This is a genomic window from Streptomyces sp. NPDC002520, from assembly GCF_053595235.1.
This window is the reverse complement of the sequence record NZ_JBSFXG010000045.1, coordinates 1-15084: the sequence shown is the minus strand read 5'-3', so window position 1 is coordinate 15084 and position 15084 is coordinate 1. Positions and strand designations below refer to the sequence as shown.

The 15084-nt window shown below is 68.6% G+C and carries 13 protein-coding genes and 4 pseudogenes; 6 read left to right on the top strand and 11 right to left on the bottom strand.

Annotation, left to right across the window (positions count from 1 at the left end; translation table 11 throughout):
- Positions 1-70: 70 nt before the first annotated feature.
- Positions 71-3268, top strand: a complete 3198-nt coding sequence (locus ACWD5D_RS38625) for an FG-GAP repeat domain-containing protein (protein WP_451377479.1) — start codon at positions 71-73, stop codon at positions 3266-3268.
- A gap of 215 nt (positions 3269-3483) precedes the next feature.
- Here ACWD5D_RS38625 and ACWD5D_RS38620 read toward each other — a convergent pair whose 3' ends face one another.
- The gene (locus ACWD5D_RS38620) at positions 3484-4200 is read right to left on the bottom strand and encodes an LPXTG cell wall anchor domain-containing protein (protein WP_451377478.1); all 717 of its coding nucleotides are present in this window, start codon (positions 4198-4200) and stop codon (positions 3484-3486) included.
- A 374-nt stretch (positions 4201-4574) separates the two neighbouring features.
- On the opposite strand from ACWD5D_RS38620, the gene ACWD5D_RS38615 reads away from it, so the two are divergent.
- Positions 4575-4994 (top strand): hypothetical protein, encoded by a 420-nt coding sequence (locus tag ACWD5D_RS38615; RefSeq protein ID WP_451377523.1) that lies wholly within the window; start codon positions 4575-4577, stop codon positions 4992-4994.
- Positions 4995-5312: 318 nt separating this feature from the next.
- On the opposite strand, the gene ACWD5D_RS38610 is transcribed toward ACWD5D_RS38615, so the two are convergent.
- The 3 genes and pseudogenes from ACWD5D_RS38610 to ACWD5D_RS38600 form a co-directional block, all read right to left on the bottom strand.
- Positions 5313-5738, bottom strand: coding sequence for a PIN domain-containing protein (locus tag ACWD5D_RS38610; protein WP_451377477.1), 426 nt, complete (start codon positions 5736-5738; stop codon positions 5313-5315).
- Positions 5735-6013, bottom strand: coding sequence for a CopG family transcriptional regulator (locus ACWD5D_RS38605; protein WP_451377476.1), 279 nt, complete (start codon positions 6011-6013; stop codon positions 5735-5737). Before ACWD5D_RS38605 ends, ACWD5D_RS38610 begins: the two co-directional genes overlap by 4 nt.
- A gap of 64 nt (positions 6014-6077) precedes the next feature.
- Positions 6078-6374: pseudogene (locus tag ACWD5D_RS38600) on the bottom strand (HNH endonuclease); the annotation flags it as partial.
- A gap of 1228 nt (positions 6375-7602) precedes the next feature.
- Here ACWD5D_RS38600 and ACWD5D_RS38595 point away from each other — a divergent pair.
- The 3 genes and pseudogenes from ACWD5D_RS38595 (at position 7603) to ACWD5D_RS38585 (ending at position 9921) form a co-directional block, all read left to right on the top strand.
- Entirely contained in the window at positions 7603-8166 is a 564-nt protein-coding gene (locus ACWD5D_RS38595; RefSeq protein WP_451377475.1) for a hypothetical protein, read from the top strand.
- Positions 8167-8541: 375 nt separating this feature from the next.
- Positions 8542-8781, top strand: a pseudogene (locus tag ACWD5D_RS38590) (tyrosine-type recombinase/integrase); the annotation flags it as partial.
- Positions 8782-9438: 657 nt separating this feature from the next.
- A complete protein-coding gene (locus ACWD5D_RS38585; protein ID WP_351925832.1) occupies positions 9439-9921 on the top strand; it encodes a DUF5994 family protein in 483 nt (160 codons plus the stop codon).
- 2 nt (positions 9922-9923) lie between these two features.
- Here ACWD5D_RS38585 and ACWD5D_RS38580 read toward each other — a convergent pair whose 3' ends face one another.
- From ACWD5D_RS38580 to ACWD5D_RS38550, 7 genes and pseudogenes are all read right to left on the bottom strand, one after another.
- Positions 9924-11117 carry a PP2C family protein-serine/threonine phosphatase gene (locus ACWD5D_RS38580; protein ID WP_451377522.1) on the bottom strand — a complete coding sequence of 398 codons (1194 nt, stop codon included), beginning with the start codon at positions 11115-11117 and terminating at the stop codon, positions 9924-9926.
- Between the two features lie 143 nt (positions 11118-11260).
- On the bottom strand, positions 11261-11773 hold the full coding sequence (locus ACWD5D_RS38575; protein ID WP_351925830.1) for a DUF5994 family protein: 513 nt from the start codon (positions 11771-11773) through the stop codon (positions 11261-11263).
- Between the two features lie 199 nt (positions 11774-11972).
- The gene (locus tag ACWD5D_RS38570; RefSeq protein ID WP_351925828.1) at positions 11973-12947 is read right to left on the bottom strand and encodes an STAS domain-containing protein; all 975 of its coding nucleotides are present in this window, start codon (positions 12945-12947) and stop codon (positions 11973-11975) included.
- 260 nt (positions 12948-13207) lie between these two features.
- Positions 13208-13366 (bottom strand): annotated as a pseudogene (locus ACWD5D_RS38565) (UDP-N-acetylglucosamine 1-carboxyvinyltransferase); the annotation flags it as partial.
- Between the two features lie 241 nt (positions 13367-13607).
- Complete coding sequence (locus tag ACWD5D_RS38560) at positions 13608-13844, bottom strand: DUF7848 domain-containing protein (RefSeq protein WP_451377474.1); 237 nt, start codon at positions 13842-13844, stop codon at positions 13608-13610.
- Positions 13841-14257: a hypothetical protein gene (locus tag ACWD5D_RS38555; RefSeq protein ID WP_451377473.1), complete on the bottom strand. Its 417-nt coding sequence runs from the start codon at positions 14255-14257 to the stop codon at positions 13841-13843. Before ACWD5D_RS38555 ends, ACWD5D_RS38560 begins: the two co-directional genes overlap by 4 nt.
- Positions 14244-14672 carry a hypothetical protein gene (locus tag ACWD5D_RS38550; RefSeq protein WP_351925826.1) on the bottom strand — a complete coding sequence of 143 codons (429 nt, stop codon included), beginning with the start codon at positions 14670-14672 and terminating at the stop codon, positions 14244-14246. Before ACWD5D_RS38550 ends, ACWD5D_RS38555 begins: the two co-directional genes overlap by 14 nt.
- A gap of 119 nt (positions 14673-14791) precedes the next feature.
- On the opposite strand from ACWD5D_RS38550, the pseudogene ACWD5D_RS38545 reads away from it, so the two are divergent.
- A pseudogene (locus tag ACWD5D_RS38545) lies at positions 14792-14989 on the top strand (helix-turn-helix domain-containing protein); the annotation flags it as partial.
- Positions 14990-15084: the final 95 nt, after the last annotated feature.

Here is a 15084-nt window from a genome sequence, read left to right as displayed (position 1 = left end):
CGCGGCAGCGCGCCCGGCCACGGCGGGGCGCCGTGCGGCGGCAGATCATCGCGTCAATGAGGGGGGAGACGTGGGGGCATTGACCCGGACGTCGACTGAAGCACTGCAGGGAGGCCGCCGCCGCAGAGGTGGTGCGGGCCTCACGGCCGGTGCGGCTGCCACGATTCTGGCGGTCGCGGCAACGGCCATCCCGCTCGCCGTGGACGCGCCGCCCGCATGGGCCGCCCAGGTGGCGACCGCGGCGGACTCGTCCAAGGAGGTCGTGATCCCGCCCGCCGACCGGGCCACACCCCGTGTGGACACCCCGCTGGCGGTGGGCAGCACCGGTTTCCTGCACCAGCAGGAGGGCCGGAACGGCTACACCTGGACCGACTTCGCGAGCGGCACCTCGACGCAGGTGCCCGGCCTGCAGACCCTCCCGGCCGACGCGCTCGTACGCCCCGTCGGTGCCGACGGAGACCTGCTCGCCGTCTCACCGAGCCCGGCCCGGGGCACCGCCTGGTACACCCTGCTCGATCCGCACACCGGTGAGCGCCGGGAGGCGCAGCTCCCGGCCGGCTACACGTTCCGGGGGACCGTCGCGGGCAAGGTGCTGGCCCTGGAGTCCGCGACCAGCACCACCAGCTCCGACGGCGTGCTCCTCGACACCGGCACCGATCCCGCGCAACCGCTGCGCGTCACCGGCCTGCCCGCGGGCGCCCAGCTGAGCAGCCTCTCCCTGCAGCAGGGCGCCACGGACGACCGCGGCGCGGTGATCTCCTTCCGGCAGGACGGCGCGTACCGCTACGGCCTGCTGGACCCCGAGACCGCCGTGATCACCCCTCTCCCCGAGGCGATGAGCGGCGAGGGCCTGCGCATCCTGCTGAGCGCCGACCGCATCGCCTGGTGGGGTCACGGCTTCACCGGGCTGCGCTGGCTGCCCCGCGGTGACGTCTCCTCCGGGACGCAGGAGTTCCCGCTCCCCGACGACGCGGCCCCCGTGGCCCTCCTCGGCGGCACCCTCCTGACCTCGGGCCCGGACCCCACCTCGGGCACCACGCTCGGCCGGCGGCTGACGGCCCGGCCGCTCGACGGCGGGGAGCCGAGCACCGCACTCGACCACATCGCGCTCGTGTCGGACTATCCACCGCAGACGGCGGACGGGAGCGCCCTGCTCGTCGGCGGCTCCGGCACCGGCGACTGGGCGGTGCACCGCTTCGCCACAGGCCCCGACGGGACGCCGGCGCACGAGGTCGTCCAGCCGCTGCCCCCGGTGATTGCCAAGGTCCTGGGACTGAACCTGTACCGGGGCACCCTCAATCGGGTGGACAGCACCGAGGGCAGGCTCTCCCTCCGCCAGCAGGACGTCGGCACCGGGCCGGTCCCCGTCGCGGGAGCGGCCAAGCCCCTGCCCGCGGGCATGCCCTCTTCCACCGTGCGCTGTGCGACGGGTGAGGACTGCGTGCGGATCGTGGAGGGCAACTGGTACGGGCTGTCCTTCCTGTCCGAGACAGGCGGGCGGACGTACCTGGAGACCCGCGTGGACGCCTACACGTCGCACGTGCAGGTGCAGTTGCCCGGCAGCGGCGGCGAGGTCAGGGACGCGTCCTCCTCGTACGTGGTGGTGGACGGCGGGTCCCCGAAAACCCAGTACCTGATCGCCCCGGGCTACAACAAGGTGGTGCGCAGCCGCCCGGTGCAGGCCGCGGCGCTCTGGTACTCCACCCTGTGGAGCGCGACCCCCGGCAGCCCCGGCACACTGACCGCGGAGCGGCTGAACGAGGACGCCGCCACTCCCGGCAAGCCCGTCCGCACCGTGCGGACCGGTGCCGCCTGCGTGCCCACCGAGCTCCAGGCGACAGCGCGTTGGCTCTACTGGTCCTGCGGTGCCGACAAGCAGGCCGGGGTGTACGACCTGACGAACAACCGCGGTTTCGCTGTGCCGTCGGGCCCCGCCATGCTCGGCGACGGCTACGTGGTCCGGCACGACCGGGACGCGGGCGAGCTCAAGCTGACGGACTTCCACACCGGCAGCCCGCTTACGGAGCGCTCCTTCGCCGCCCTCCCGGCCGGAACGCTCGCGGACGACCGCAGGATCACGTGGACCGTGGACAAGTACAGCGGCCATATCGCCTACGTGGACGCCGATCGCCGCGTGCATGTGAGCGCGGACGGGGTACCGGACTCCGCTCCGGTGATAGGGGAGGCGTACACCTCCGGGAGCGTCGCGCCGAGGACCACTTCGTCGTACTACTCGACCTGGACGGCCTCGTTTCTGCTGAGCCGCCCGGTGGACTCCTGGGAACTGGGCATCTTCCAGAAGACGACCGGGCGCCGGGTGGCCGTGGTGCGCGGTGGGGCCGAACGCGGTCTCGACGGCATCTCGGCCTCGTGGAACGGCCGGGAGTCGAACGGTGCTCCCGCCCCGAGCGGTCTCTACACCTGGCAGCTGACCGCGAGGTTCAACGGTGGAACCGTGCCGGTGCGGGTGGGAAGCGGCGGCCTGGACGTGATGTGCGGCGCCTTGCCGACCCACGTCTACGACTGCGACGGGTTTCCGGACATGGTGGCGGTCCGGAAGGACGGCCGGACCTACTCATGGGAGGGGCATCCCAAGGGGTACTTCTACAACGGCAGCTACACCGCGGACTGGCCGACCTCCTCCACCCTGGTGCCGGCCGGCGACCTCAACGGCGACGGGTTCGCGGACATGCTGGTCCGCAACTCCACCGGCGAACTGCGTGCGTACTGGGGCTTCGGGCAGGTGTACTTCGCCCGGGGAACCAACAAGTCCACTGTCATCGGCACGGGCTGGAACACGTACAACCTGCTGACATCGTCCGGGGACCTCAACCGTGACGGCCGGTCCGACCTGCTGACCCGTGACCGGTCCGGAGCCCTGTGGTTCCACGCCGGCACCGGCAAGGGCACGTTCAAGTCCCGGGTGCGCATCGGCACCGGGCTGTCCGGTTATACGGCGCTGGTGGGCGTGGGCGACCTCAATGGCGACGGAACCGGAGACCTTCTCGGCCGGGACAAGGCCGGGTACCTCTATCGCTGGTACGGCAACGGCAAGGGCGGCTTCGGGGGGCGCGTGAAGATCGCCTCGGGCTTCAACGCGTACAACGCCCTGGTCGGTGTCGGCGACCTGACCCAGGACGGGCGCAACGACCTCCTCACCCGCGATACCGCGGGCAACCTGTACCGCTGGGCGGGCAACGGCAAGGGCGGCTTCGGCGCACGCGTGAAGATCGGCAGCGGCTGGGGCGTCTACAAGGCGCTGTACTGACGGTCCGGAACAACAGCCTCCAGGCCTGCGCCTCCACCGGGAGCGCAGGCCTGACGAGGCCGACCGCGCTGCTGCGCCGGACAGGGTGCGGTGAATGTCAGAGGGGTGCCCCTGTGTCCAGGGCACCCCTCTGGCGCTGCGGCTTTTCCCGATGCGTCTGCCTTGTGAGTGGCGTCCTGGCCAGAGGACGGCCAGGACGCCACTCACTGCAGACGTCAGCCCCGGGAGGCCCTGCGACGCCGCAGCACCAGGTAACCGCCTGCGGCCACCAGTGCCGCCGCGGCGCCCGACAGCAGGCCCACAGGGGCGCTGCTGCCGGTCTCGGCCAGATCACCGCTGCCGCCCTGCGCGGACGAGGACGCGGCGGCCGACGGGGCCGCCCCGCCCTCGCCGGACGACGCACTCGGCGAGGCCGTCGCACCGGCCGAGCCCGAAGTCGAGGGAGACGCCGACGACGAGGGCGAGGCCGACGGCGAGGGAGACGCGGAGGAGGACAGCGTCGTACCGTCACCACCGCCCTGCGAGTCCTCGCAGTCGGTCCAGAACACCTTGTGCTTGGCGGCGCCCTTCTCGCCGTCGAAGTTCCAGAACAGCTTGTAGTGCCCGTCGGGCAGCGACAGGTCCTCTGTACGGCCGTGGCCCTCGGCATCCAGGGTGATGTCTCCGGACTTCACGGTCTCGCCCTTGGTGGCGGCGGTCGGCGCCCAGGCTTCGATGTGCCAGTCGACCTGCTGGACCGCGTCGAAGCCGAAGGCGTCGAGGTAGAACGTGCAGACGTGCGGCTCGTTGCGGCGCAGCTCCTCGCCGGTCTTTGCGTCGTGGATCTTCACCGTGCCGTTGTCACCGGGAGCGGTGGCGTGCGCGGCGGGCATGGCGAGGGCGGAGAGGGCCAGGGCTCCGGAGACGGCGGCCACGGTGGCTCGTATACGCATGCGTTTCCCAGATGGAGAAAAGGGGTCCGGCGCCGGTCGTTCCTCGCGGTTCGTCTCGGCGCGGGGCCCAATGATTGTGGAGTCTGGTTGACTCACCTGATCAGATCCCTCACCGGTGGGGGTGGTTGTACGGGAATTTGAATTTTCTGCCAGCTGTCCGAAAGTCGCCGTGGCGGCGGCGGCCATCCTGGGCTTCGGGCACGAGGTTTTCGCCCTGACCGCCTGCGGCCGCGGACACGGCCACCCGTCCGGGGCCCTGCCAGTCCGACGCGGCCCCGGCGCCGCTGTACGATTCCCGTTCCATTGATCGTACGGGTCCGGGAGGACGGGCCTTGAGCGCCCAACTGAGAGAAACCGCAGCGCAGTTAGCAGACATGCTCTGGCGTCGGCACACCGTGTACCGGGACCGGGCCGGGGGTGTGGTCATCAGGGGAGAGCATGTGCAGCGCTGGATCAGTCTCGCCCCCTCGGGTCGCAAGGACGAAATCCTGCTCCGTGCGGGCCGCATTCTCGACGGCGGCACCACCGCTCCGGCGCGTTCGGAGACCGTCGTATCGCTCTGTGCCGGCACCGGCGAGCTCGCCACGGCCTGCCGCCGCCTGCTCTCCGAGACCGCCGCCGATGCCGCACCGCCCGCTCCGGCGACTCCCGGCCGGACCAAGCAGTCCGAGAAGCCGAAACGGCCCGGGCGAAAAGGGAGACGGATGAGCCTCGCCTCCTGGACGATCCTCGCCTGTGTGGTCGGCGTCGTCGCCCTGTACGCCTACAGCACCGCGACGACAGGCACGCGCTGAAAGATCTCGGTTCCCAGCGAGCTGCCGGAACAATGAGTGGCGGCGGCCCTTTGATCCGCTGGAGGTCCGTTGGATCCGCCACCGTCCGATGACGTTGATGTCAGCAATGGATGTCAGAGACCTTCTGAGTCGTAGCTCTGCTTGGATCGGTCCGGCGTGGTGTCGCGGGCGTTCGGGGAGCGGGTTGGCTCCCGGACGGCTCCCAGGAGGACAGCATGGCTGCCCCACAGCCACAGCGCGATCTCAGTCAGATCGAACTGCTGGCGACCAGATCGACCGAGCGGTTCCAGCGTTCCACTGAGACCGGAGCGGGTCGGGTCACACCTTCTTGACGACGATCGTGTCCGGGACCAGCTTCTCCAGGTCGTCGACGTCCGAGGTGAAGACGGTGACCTGCCCCTTCTGCTGTCGCGCGATGACGGCGAGTACGGCGTCGATCGCGTACTTGTGACCGTGCAATTCGGCGTCGGCCAGGAGTCGGCGTGCCTGGCGGGCCTCGTCCTTCCCGATGTCAACGACCTGGAGCCGGGACAGTACCCAGTCCCAGCGCTGCTCGGTGGTTCTGCCGTCGTACGCCTCGACCAGTGTCATCGGGGACGTCACCACCTCGGCTTCCCCACGCGCCGCGAGGTCGAGCCAGGCGACCATCTTCCGGTCGCCGCGTACCGCAAGGGACAGGGCTTCACAGTCCAGTACGAAGACACGGAGGGGCCGCTGTCCGTGTTCACCGGCTCGCTTCTTCACGCAGCCTCTCCGGCGTTGTGCTTTCCGGTGGTTCGACGCCGCTCGTGTTCGGCGTCGAGGTCCTCCAGCTCGTCGAGCGCTGCCGCATGCTCGTCCTCGGTGACGGGGCCGTGTTCTTCCTGCAGCCAGTCGACCAGTTCCCGGAGCCGATCCCGGTCACGCTTGAAGCGCAGAGCCTCGGCGACGTATGCCGACAGGCCCCGCTCGGCCGCGTCCGCGCGGATCTCGTCCAGGAGCTCCTCGGGAATCGTCACCGTTACCTTCTTTGTCGCCATACAAGAGACCATACTCTTGGTATGGCACTCCTTACCAGTCGGCCACGTGATCGACGCTCGGCGATCAGGCGGCCGTGGCGGGGCGTGGGCTGCCGTGGAAGACCTGGCTGGTGTGCCAGGAGCGGTGGATCGCCGCGACGGGGTGGGCACCCGGTTGGGGACCGATGAGCGGGCGGCCGGCGAGCGCTATGACGTGCTCCCGGGCGGCCGGACTGCGGCCGACGAAGCACTGCGAGACCAGGATGCGGTGGCCTCCCCCGCTCTCGGCTTCGCGCGAGTGGGGGGACTCCCATCCGATACCGAGGACGCCCTTGTCGAAGAGCTTGTGGTGCAGCGAGCACAGGCACAGTCCGTTTTCGACGGAACGCGCCACGGCCTGAGACCGAAGGCCGCCCGTCGGACACTCGCTCTGCGCCGGCCGGAATCCGGAGCGGTAGCCGCGCAGTCGGAGGACACCTAGAAACGCCGGAGGGCCCTTACCTCACGGTAAAGGCCCTCCGGTTGATGTCGGGGTGGCGGGATTTGAACCCACGACCTCTTCGTCCCGAAGCAACTGGGACGGGGGTGCTGTCTTGGGCTGCTGCGCACCTCACCTGCGCCGATGGTCCACTGACGTTCGCGCTCGTCCGCCGATGTTCGTCGGCGTTGTCACGCAGTTAGATACTCACCGCGGCTCCGGCTCACTTCTTGCGGCGCTTGCTCGCCCTCTTCTTCAGTTCGGCTTGGCCGCGCTTCGTCCAGTCACCTTGGTGGAGGTAGCAGCGCGATGTGCCCTTGACTGTCTTGTTCTGGCAGCGACCGCCGCCCGCCGTTGGCCAACCGCACTTCCCTTGCTTCCACTCGCCCACCGTCTACCCCCCGGCAGTCCAGCTCACCTGTCGACAACCAGCGTGCGTGACTGTGCAGACGCAGGGGAGGGCGCATGGCAGGCGGCACCCGGGGCCCCACGCGCACGCGGTCAGTACATCCGGCGCATGTCTTGGATGTGCACGCTTTCCAACTGTGGTGGTGGTCCTGGAGGCCTCGGACGGGGCCGTATCGGCGGGAGTGGTCGCAGGCACGGGCAACGGGTTTGTCGTGGCCCTGCTCCAAGTCGGAGAAGACTGACGCGTGGCGCCTCGCGGTTCTGAACACCGCTTTAGGAGTTCGATCCAGCAGCCGTGTGCTTGGTGATACTCGCCGTCTTCGCGACTGGATAGAGACGCTCGTGTACGCCCGCGTCTGGTGTCGTTGATGCAGGCTTGGATGTCAGGGACCTGGTGCGGGTCGCTGTGGTTGTTGCTGTATAGAGCGCTTACTTGGATCGGTGGCGATTCGGCCACTGGCGCGCCCTCTCAACCACCGCCACGGCGACGATGAGCGTGCCCACCCTCACGGCGGAGTCGGCGAGGTCCTCCGGGCCTCTGAGGACGCGGGCCAGACCCCATCCTGCAAGAGAAGGCGGTCGTCAAGGAAGCAGCGTGGACGGGAGCAGTAGAAGTCCCCGCCCCGGGACGAACGGGGACTTCTGTCTCCAGATGCGGATAGCGCCCTTCAGTCGCAGTCTGGAATAGTCAGAGCACTAGGACACTGTGTGTCGCGAGCCCAACATGAATGGCGTTCCCCCTAATCCGGAGAAGCGTCGCTCCCTACAGAGCAGGGCTGCAGCTATCGGCACCTACTCACAGGTCGCAGCGACTCTAATGGCGCTTCTCGCGTTGATACTCTCGGCGTGGACGTTTCACGCACTAGAGGATATTGCACTCAAGCAGCAGGAACTTTCGATTCAGCAGCAAATTCCCAAGTTCGTTGCTTACATGGCGCAGGGAGAAAAGGAGGGGGAGCCGGACTGGCTCGTCATAGAGAACCACGAGGTCGCGACGTTGATCGACGTGCGGTTCGTCTTCCTGGATGCGTTCGGCCATCCTGTCTTCGCGGAAACTGTTGATCTTATGACCCCCTGCGAGAAGGACAGCTACGAGCTAACCAAGAGCGATGACGCGGAGGTATCGGGCCTCGACTATGTGGCAACCTTCCGATACTTGCAAAGGTATTGGAAGCAACCGGGGTATGGAGAGGTGCAGGCGACTACCAAACCGCAGAGCATCGCAGGCGCCGCAAAGCTTCACTTCTCAAATTCAACCACTGATGATGTGATCCCGGGATGCGGTTGAGCCGTCAATCAGTAAACCTGGTCGCGGTATGCCTGTTCACCGGATGGAAGGAGACTCGCAATGGCAGCCCTCTCCGTCCTGGACCGATAGGATCTGGGCCTATTCCGCAAAGCGATCCCGACAGGGTGGTTTGGACGCATGAGATGAGGGAGATCTGGCGCCTTGTCAACGATGCACGTACACATCCGGAGGACTACCCGCCTCACGGAAATACCAACGGCGCCGCACCCCTGCCAGTCCGGCCATGACGATCTTCCCTGCTCAGTGATGCGGGCGGTCGTAGCTTCAGGTTGCATCCTCTGGGCTGAAGCTGCCCTTCCCCCTGAGGGCGCCATGCGCAGTGATCGGGAGGGTATCAGCGCGGGCGGTGGAACCCAGGCACTCAAGGGCATCGACGGGATCAATGCCGACGAGTGGACTCCGAGGGAGCTGCGGCACAGCTTCGTGTCCCTGCTGTCCGACCGGGGCGTGCCGCTGGAGGAAATCTCCCGGCTCGTCGGGCACTCCGGGACGGCCGTGACCGAGGAGGTCTACCGGAAGCAGATCCGGCCCGTGATCCAGACCGGCGCGGTGGGCATGGACGGGATCTTCGGCGCCGACCCGCGATGCTCGTAGACACTCAGAAATCGATAGTCACGCAGATAGACAGGCAGCAAAGCCAGAGGGCCCTCACCGAATCGGTAAGGGCCCTCTGGCCTGCTACTTGGCTGTCGGGGTGGCGGGATTTGAACCCACGACCTCTTCGTCCCGAATGAGGTTCGGTCGGGATCGCCATCAGGTGGTTTGCTGTTTTGCCTGGTCAGGGCGTTGGGGTGCGGTGGTCTCGGGTGGTCTCGAAGGAGCCGAGAGAGCGGGTCGGCTCCCAGATGGCTCCCAGGGATAGCGCCCGGGCGGGACTGGTGTTCTTGCCCCGACCGTTATGACGACGGAACGGGGGCACGTTGTCGACCCCGGCTCTTGTACTCAGCGGTTTCGTCGGCGAGACGCCTTGGCTTGCTTCTGACGCTTACGTCGCGCGTCCTCCGCGCGGCGCTGGGCTTTGACCCTCGCCACATCCTCGGGGCTCCGGATAGCGCGAGGGAATGCCTCTTCCACCGCAGCCTCGTCGTCAAGTAGCCATGGCGGACACGCGCCTGTCATCGCCTCGGTGTCGGCGACGATGGCTTCCTCCAACTCGACATCCGGAAATTCGGCGCCCGTGCACGAGGAGTAGCGTGTAAAAGGCGAGGCGAGTCCTGTGATCGCCCCGATTCCCGAAGACGGGTGATCCTCATGACCGGCTCCGATGCACGGTCTGTTTCCCGGCATCTGCCCAGCGGTGTTCACGAGGCCGTGCAGCCGGGGTGTGCGTTGCTCCGGCTGGAGACCACGGAGTCGCGCGAAGGTGTCCTCGACGGTGCGTGGTGGCCGCGGTCGCGCGACATCGCCGCCGAGCTGCCCGCGCTGCTCAGCGCCCTCACCGGCCATCTCGGCCCCCTCACGCGCGTCGGGCTGGACACCACGGCCTGGGAAGGGCTTCCGACGCGGATCGTCGTCGACGACCAGGTGGTGCACATCGACTCCTTTCCGCTGGGCGACGACACCGTGCTGATCACCCGAGGCGACCAGGACATCTTCTCGCTGCTGGTGGTTCCGCCGGACACAGCACCCGAGGCCGCCCGCGCCGCGATGGCCCAGGCCGTCCGGGCCGACAACGTCACCCAGGCGAATCAGATACTCATCGACACCCGAAGCGCGCAGGTGCCGCCGGAGTGAGGTCAGCCGCGCCACTCCACCAGGAGCAGCGTCGCGTCATCCGTGGTGTGTCCGCCCCGCGCCCGCTTGAGCGTGTGGGACAGGGACCGCGCCACCGCCCGGATTCCGCGGCCGGTTCTCTCCAACTGGTTCACCCAGTCGATCATCAGGTCCTCCCCGAACTCGTCCTCCCCGGTCTTGTGCTCCTCGATCAGTCCGTCCGTGAAGCAGAGGAGGCGGTCCCCCGGCTCCAGCTTCATCTCGCTCGTCTGCGGCTGCGGACCCCCGAAGCCGACAGGGAGGGTCGTCGGACCGGTCAGCCGGAGTGTGACGCGGTGATCACGGACGAGCATCGGTGACGGGTGCCCGGCGTTGACCCACAGAAGATGCCCCGTCGTGGTGTCCAGCTGCAGCATCTGCGCCGTGACGAAGTGCTCGGGGCCGAACTGGTCCGCCACTGCGCGGTCCATGAAGGCGTAGATCTCCGGCAGTCCGGTGCCGGCGCGGCGGGCGTGGCGGTAGGCGCCGATGGCCACGGTCGCCATCGTGGCCGCGTCCAGGCCGTGTCCCATCGCGTCGATCATGGCCACGTGGAGGACGTCTCCGTTGAGGGCGTAGTCGAAGCTGTCACCCGCCACGTCATAGGCGGGTTCAAGGATCCCGGCCACGGCGACCCGAGGCATGATCATCGCCAGCGGTGGCAGCAGGGCCCACTGGATCTCGGCGGCGACGCTCATCGGTTCGCTGCGTCGGACACCGAAGAAGAGGTCGGAGTAGCCGTGCTTGGTCACCAGTAGGTCGGCCACCAGGCCGGCGAGCCTGCGCAGCATGCGGCGGTCGTGTTCATCGACGCTGTCCAACGTCACTGCCATGACTCCGACCTGATCGCCGCCGTCCAGCAGCGGCAGCAGGATTCGCACGCCGTCGTCCTCGGGCAGCTCGACGGGGTGAGCGTCGAGAAAGCAGCGGCCCGCCTCGGAGTCGTCGATCACCTGCGGTTCCCCGTCCGTGAGGCCGTCGCCGGGCAGGGGGACGAGCAGCAGTTGGCCGTAGTCCTGCAGCAGCACCTGCGGCCGGCGACCCCCGAGCCGCTCCACCACGTCAGCGACCAAGGGCCCGATGAGATGGGGCGGCAGCTCATGCGCGCGGTCGAGGACCTCTCCCAGCAGAGCTTCCCCGAAGCTCTCGTAGCGGTCTGCACGCTGTCCGGCCGTCATCCCCTCACCCGCCATGATCCGAGCCGATCGGAGCGGCGGGCTGGGACGACGCAGGGTCTGCCAGTGTCATCGCTCCATCGACGGGTCGTAGATGCCCCGGGACTGGCCCCGTCACCCGGGTCCGTCCGGATGGATCGGGCCTCTCACCTGAGTCCGGACCCTCCTTCCGACTCCCATGTGTCTTGTCCGTCGAGGCCGCTCTCGACGAGTGCCAGCAGGCGCGGAGCCGACAGTGGGTTCCCGGGGTCGGCGGCAGCGGTCAGCAGCCGGGTGGCGGCTCCGGCCGGCTCGTCCGGGGGGATCACCAGCAGTTCCCAGCGTCCCACGGTGCCGCAGTCCACGGTGATGGCATGCACCTCGGCGGCAAGATCGGTCAGGACCACCTCGATCACATGGCCGGGCGCCATCACCTCCTGCGGGGCATCGGGCCAGGTGGCGGTCCCCACGGTGACGCGGGTGACGGTGCCGACGCTCGGATCCAAGGAGCCGACCAGCGCGGGCAGCTCCAGTTCCAGTGCGTAGCAGCGCGGCCACCACGCGCCGTCCAGCGGGCCATGGCTGACGCCCGCCGTGAGGCGCAGCCGGGGCAAGGGCATCCGGTAGGAGCGGCCTTCATCTGGTGCCGTACCTTCGGCGGGCTCTGTGATGGCGTTCATCGTGCGATCCCGTTCCGGGCGGCTTCCGGCCGCCCGTGTCTGCCACTCGCCGGGAACGGCGCCGCCGTGGTCGTGCGCCCGAAAGCTCTCGGTACGTGTCAGGCTACTCCCGGCCGTGGCGGGCGGCCTGGTGCGCAGCCATCGCGGAGAGGCAGACAGCCGGCCGGTACGACCGCCGGCTCATCGCCCCTCTGCCAAATCATCGGCGTGCCAAGGCCAGCCCTTCGACGGACAGGGTCAGCACACAGGGGGCGACGGCGCCGGGCAGCCCGACGACCTCACCCATGTTCTGCCAACCCCAGGACGAGAAGGCGGCTTGTCCTGCCTGGTCGGCAGGATGCAGCAGGGTGACCCCGAGGCAGGAGTGCAGGTCTGTGAGCAGACGCTGCTGCAGGCGGCGGGCGATATCGCGGTGCTGAGCGTGCGGATGGGCCACCACCTGGGTGAGGACGACGAACCGTGCGCGGGAGGTGAGCCGATGGATGATCCCCTGGAGCGTTCCGTCGAACCCCCGCCGGCCGGAACCGTCAGCACCCACCGGAAAACCGAAGGCGCAACCGACCAGCACCGTCGTCTCTGCGACCAGCAGGGCGAAGCCGGGGCGGTGGGCAGTGACCGCCAGGCGGTGCAGGAAGTCTCCACGGTCGTGGTACGCCTCGCCGGGGGTGCCCGCGACGGACTCCGCAGCCAGGTCCGCGATGTCCTCGCGCATGTCTTCGGCCTGCCAGCGGGTCAGCCGGCGAAGCCGGATCCCGTCCTTGAGGACCGGCTGATCCAGCCGACGAGCGGGGTCCCCGGGCGCCCGCGGCGCGGTACTCAGAAGGTTGCCGGATGCGGTGGGCGGCACGGGACTCACCTGGCCGGTAAGGAGCAGCGAAGTGGATCCGGTGACATCGAGGAGCCGGGTGATCTGCGCGCACGGGTGCTGCAGCCTCAGGCAGGCGTGGACCCGGCCGGCGCGCCGTGATGCCGACCGGAGGACGTCCAGGCCCCCCGCGTCGCAGGAGCCGACCGTGGTCAGGTCGATGTCGATCACGGTGACACCGTCCAGCAGACACTGCTCCAACGCGGCCCGCAGCAGCGGCGTCGTGGCCGGCCCGATGTCACCAGCAAGCGTGACGAACGTCCGCTCCCCTCGGTTCCGCCTATGAATGTCCAGCCGGGAAAGGGTCATCACGCCTCCCCTTGGTGGGGGCGCGGACCCGCGCGGGTGCTCAGCGCGGCCCCAGCCATGATGAGCTCGCGCGGAGTTGCTTCGACCGCGGCGGACATGATGCCGACCCGTCTCCGCGCCGACGATTGGGGCGGCCCGGACTCGTCTCTCGCCGAGGACGACCCGGCGTGGCGGCCGGAGTGCGTGATGCCCTCGGTACTTCAACCGTACGTCGGCCGCAACCGGAAGCGGCTGCGCCGAGGGCGCGCCAGGACACTCCCGCTGACGCCGCGGGCGGTGAGGCCGGCGATGAGCAGGGCGGACCCTGTGCGGATGTCGGTGGCCTCCACCCCTGCGCCGGCCAGCTGCTGTGGGCCGGTGAAGCGGCACTTGGTGGGGGAGAATTCGTGGAACTCGGCACCCAGGCGAGTCAGGTGGGGGCAAGAGGTTGCTCCCAAAGCGGAGGCATACAGCAGATCAGGCCCGGTGCTGATCTCTCAGCACCGGGCCTGACCTGGTGTTACGGCTGTCGGGGTGGCGGGATTCCGGCAGGGACGGGGGCTCAGGGGCCGTTCGGGGCGGCGGCGACTGCGAAGCCGATCACGAATCCGCATGAGGCGGAGATCAGCATGATCAGAAGCGGCCCCGTGTAGCGGGCCAGTCGGCTCACTGCGCGGCCCATCACTGCTTCCACCAGGCGCGCCACGGCCGGGAGATGATCTCTCGGTACGTGTGGTGCGTGGGGTTGCGGCCGCCGTGCTCGAACACCCAGTCCTGCGGTTCGGCGAAGTCGGAGCTGGTCGGCGAGCTCTCGCCACAGACTGCGCACTGCATCGCATAGGTGGTGGGCTCGGCATCCGGTTCCCTGTCCGGCTGGAGCATCCATTCCTTGTGGCAGACGACCGCTCGGCTGCTCACCGGCCAGCCCCTTCCAGAGCGGTACTGACGTATGGGTGCTGGAGGGCGGCGTGCAGGGTGCCGGCGTCGGTGAGGGTGTCGTCGTCGGGCAGCTCGTACCAGCCACCGAACCAGTCGTCGATCAGCTCCAGGCTGGGGGCGACGAGCCACGAGTTGGTGGAGAGGTGTCGTACCGGCAGGTCGTCCCAGCTTTCGGCGGTGCCGGTCTCGATGGCGTAGTAGAGACGCCCGTTGGGGCTGTCGTACAACACTGGACCGATCGCCGCACCAGTGACGCGCAGGTGGGCCAGGGCCAGGAGACCGATCTCCGCGGTGGTTCGCACAAGGTCCCAGCCTTCGCCGACCCGGAGCAGACGCAGGCCGGGCGCGTCGTTGACCACGGGTGCGCTTCGCAGCGCCTCACGAACGGACATCACGCACTCCTTTGCACTGGTGGTCGGAGCCAGCGTCGGGAGAAGGAACGGGGGCTTGTGCCGGCCCGACGGTGCGCACCACGATCAGACGGGCGCTCGTTGCCGTTATCTGTCGCTTCCGCTCGGCCACAACGCGCTGCGGACCCAGATGGCTGAGGGCGGGAACCACGGCGCCATAGCTGCCGGGCAGTTCGAGCGCGTCCAGGAGACCGACGAAGGCGGGGGAGTGGACGGCCACCGCTGGGTCGCGGTCTGTGAATACGCCGCCCAGGGTCAGCTCATGCTGCCGGCAGTACTCGGTGAGGCAGTCGATGAGCGCTGCGTGGCGGGTCAGGCCACCGGTGACGTGGCGCAGGTAGCCGAAGACCTGGGGGAAGGCCACGGAGCGGCGTTCGGTGATGAGTTCGTCGTCCATGCCCACAGCGTCGGCCTCCGTGAACGGCCTCGAAATGACCTGCTGTTGCACTTACGTTGCACTTCCCGCCCCACCTCGTCACCGAGAGTGCTTACATACGTGACGGAGGGAGGTTACTCGTGGTCAGCGTGCAGCAATGGACCGGCCGGGAAGCGAGCGCCCTGCGCGCAGCGCTGCGCATGAGCACGCGCGCCTTCGCCGAGCACCTCGGTGTCGCGCTGCGCACGGTCGCCAAGTGGGAGAGCCTCGGCACCGAAACCCAGCCCCGGCCGGACACCCAGGCAATCCTCGACACCGCGCTCGCCCGTGCGGACTCCGATGGTGTCCCGCCGAGTGGTGTAACAGCGATCAACGCATAGCCCCTGGTCATGGGGCGGCCATCGCGCAACTCTCCGAGTAGCGAAGCTCGTTG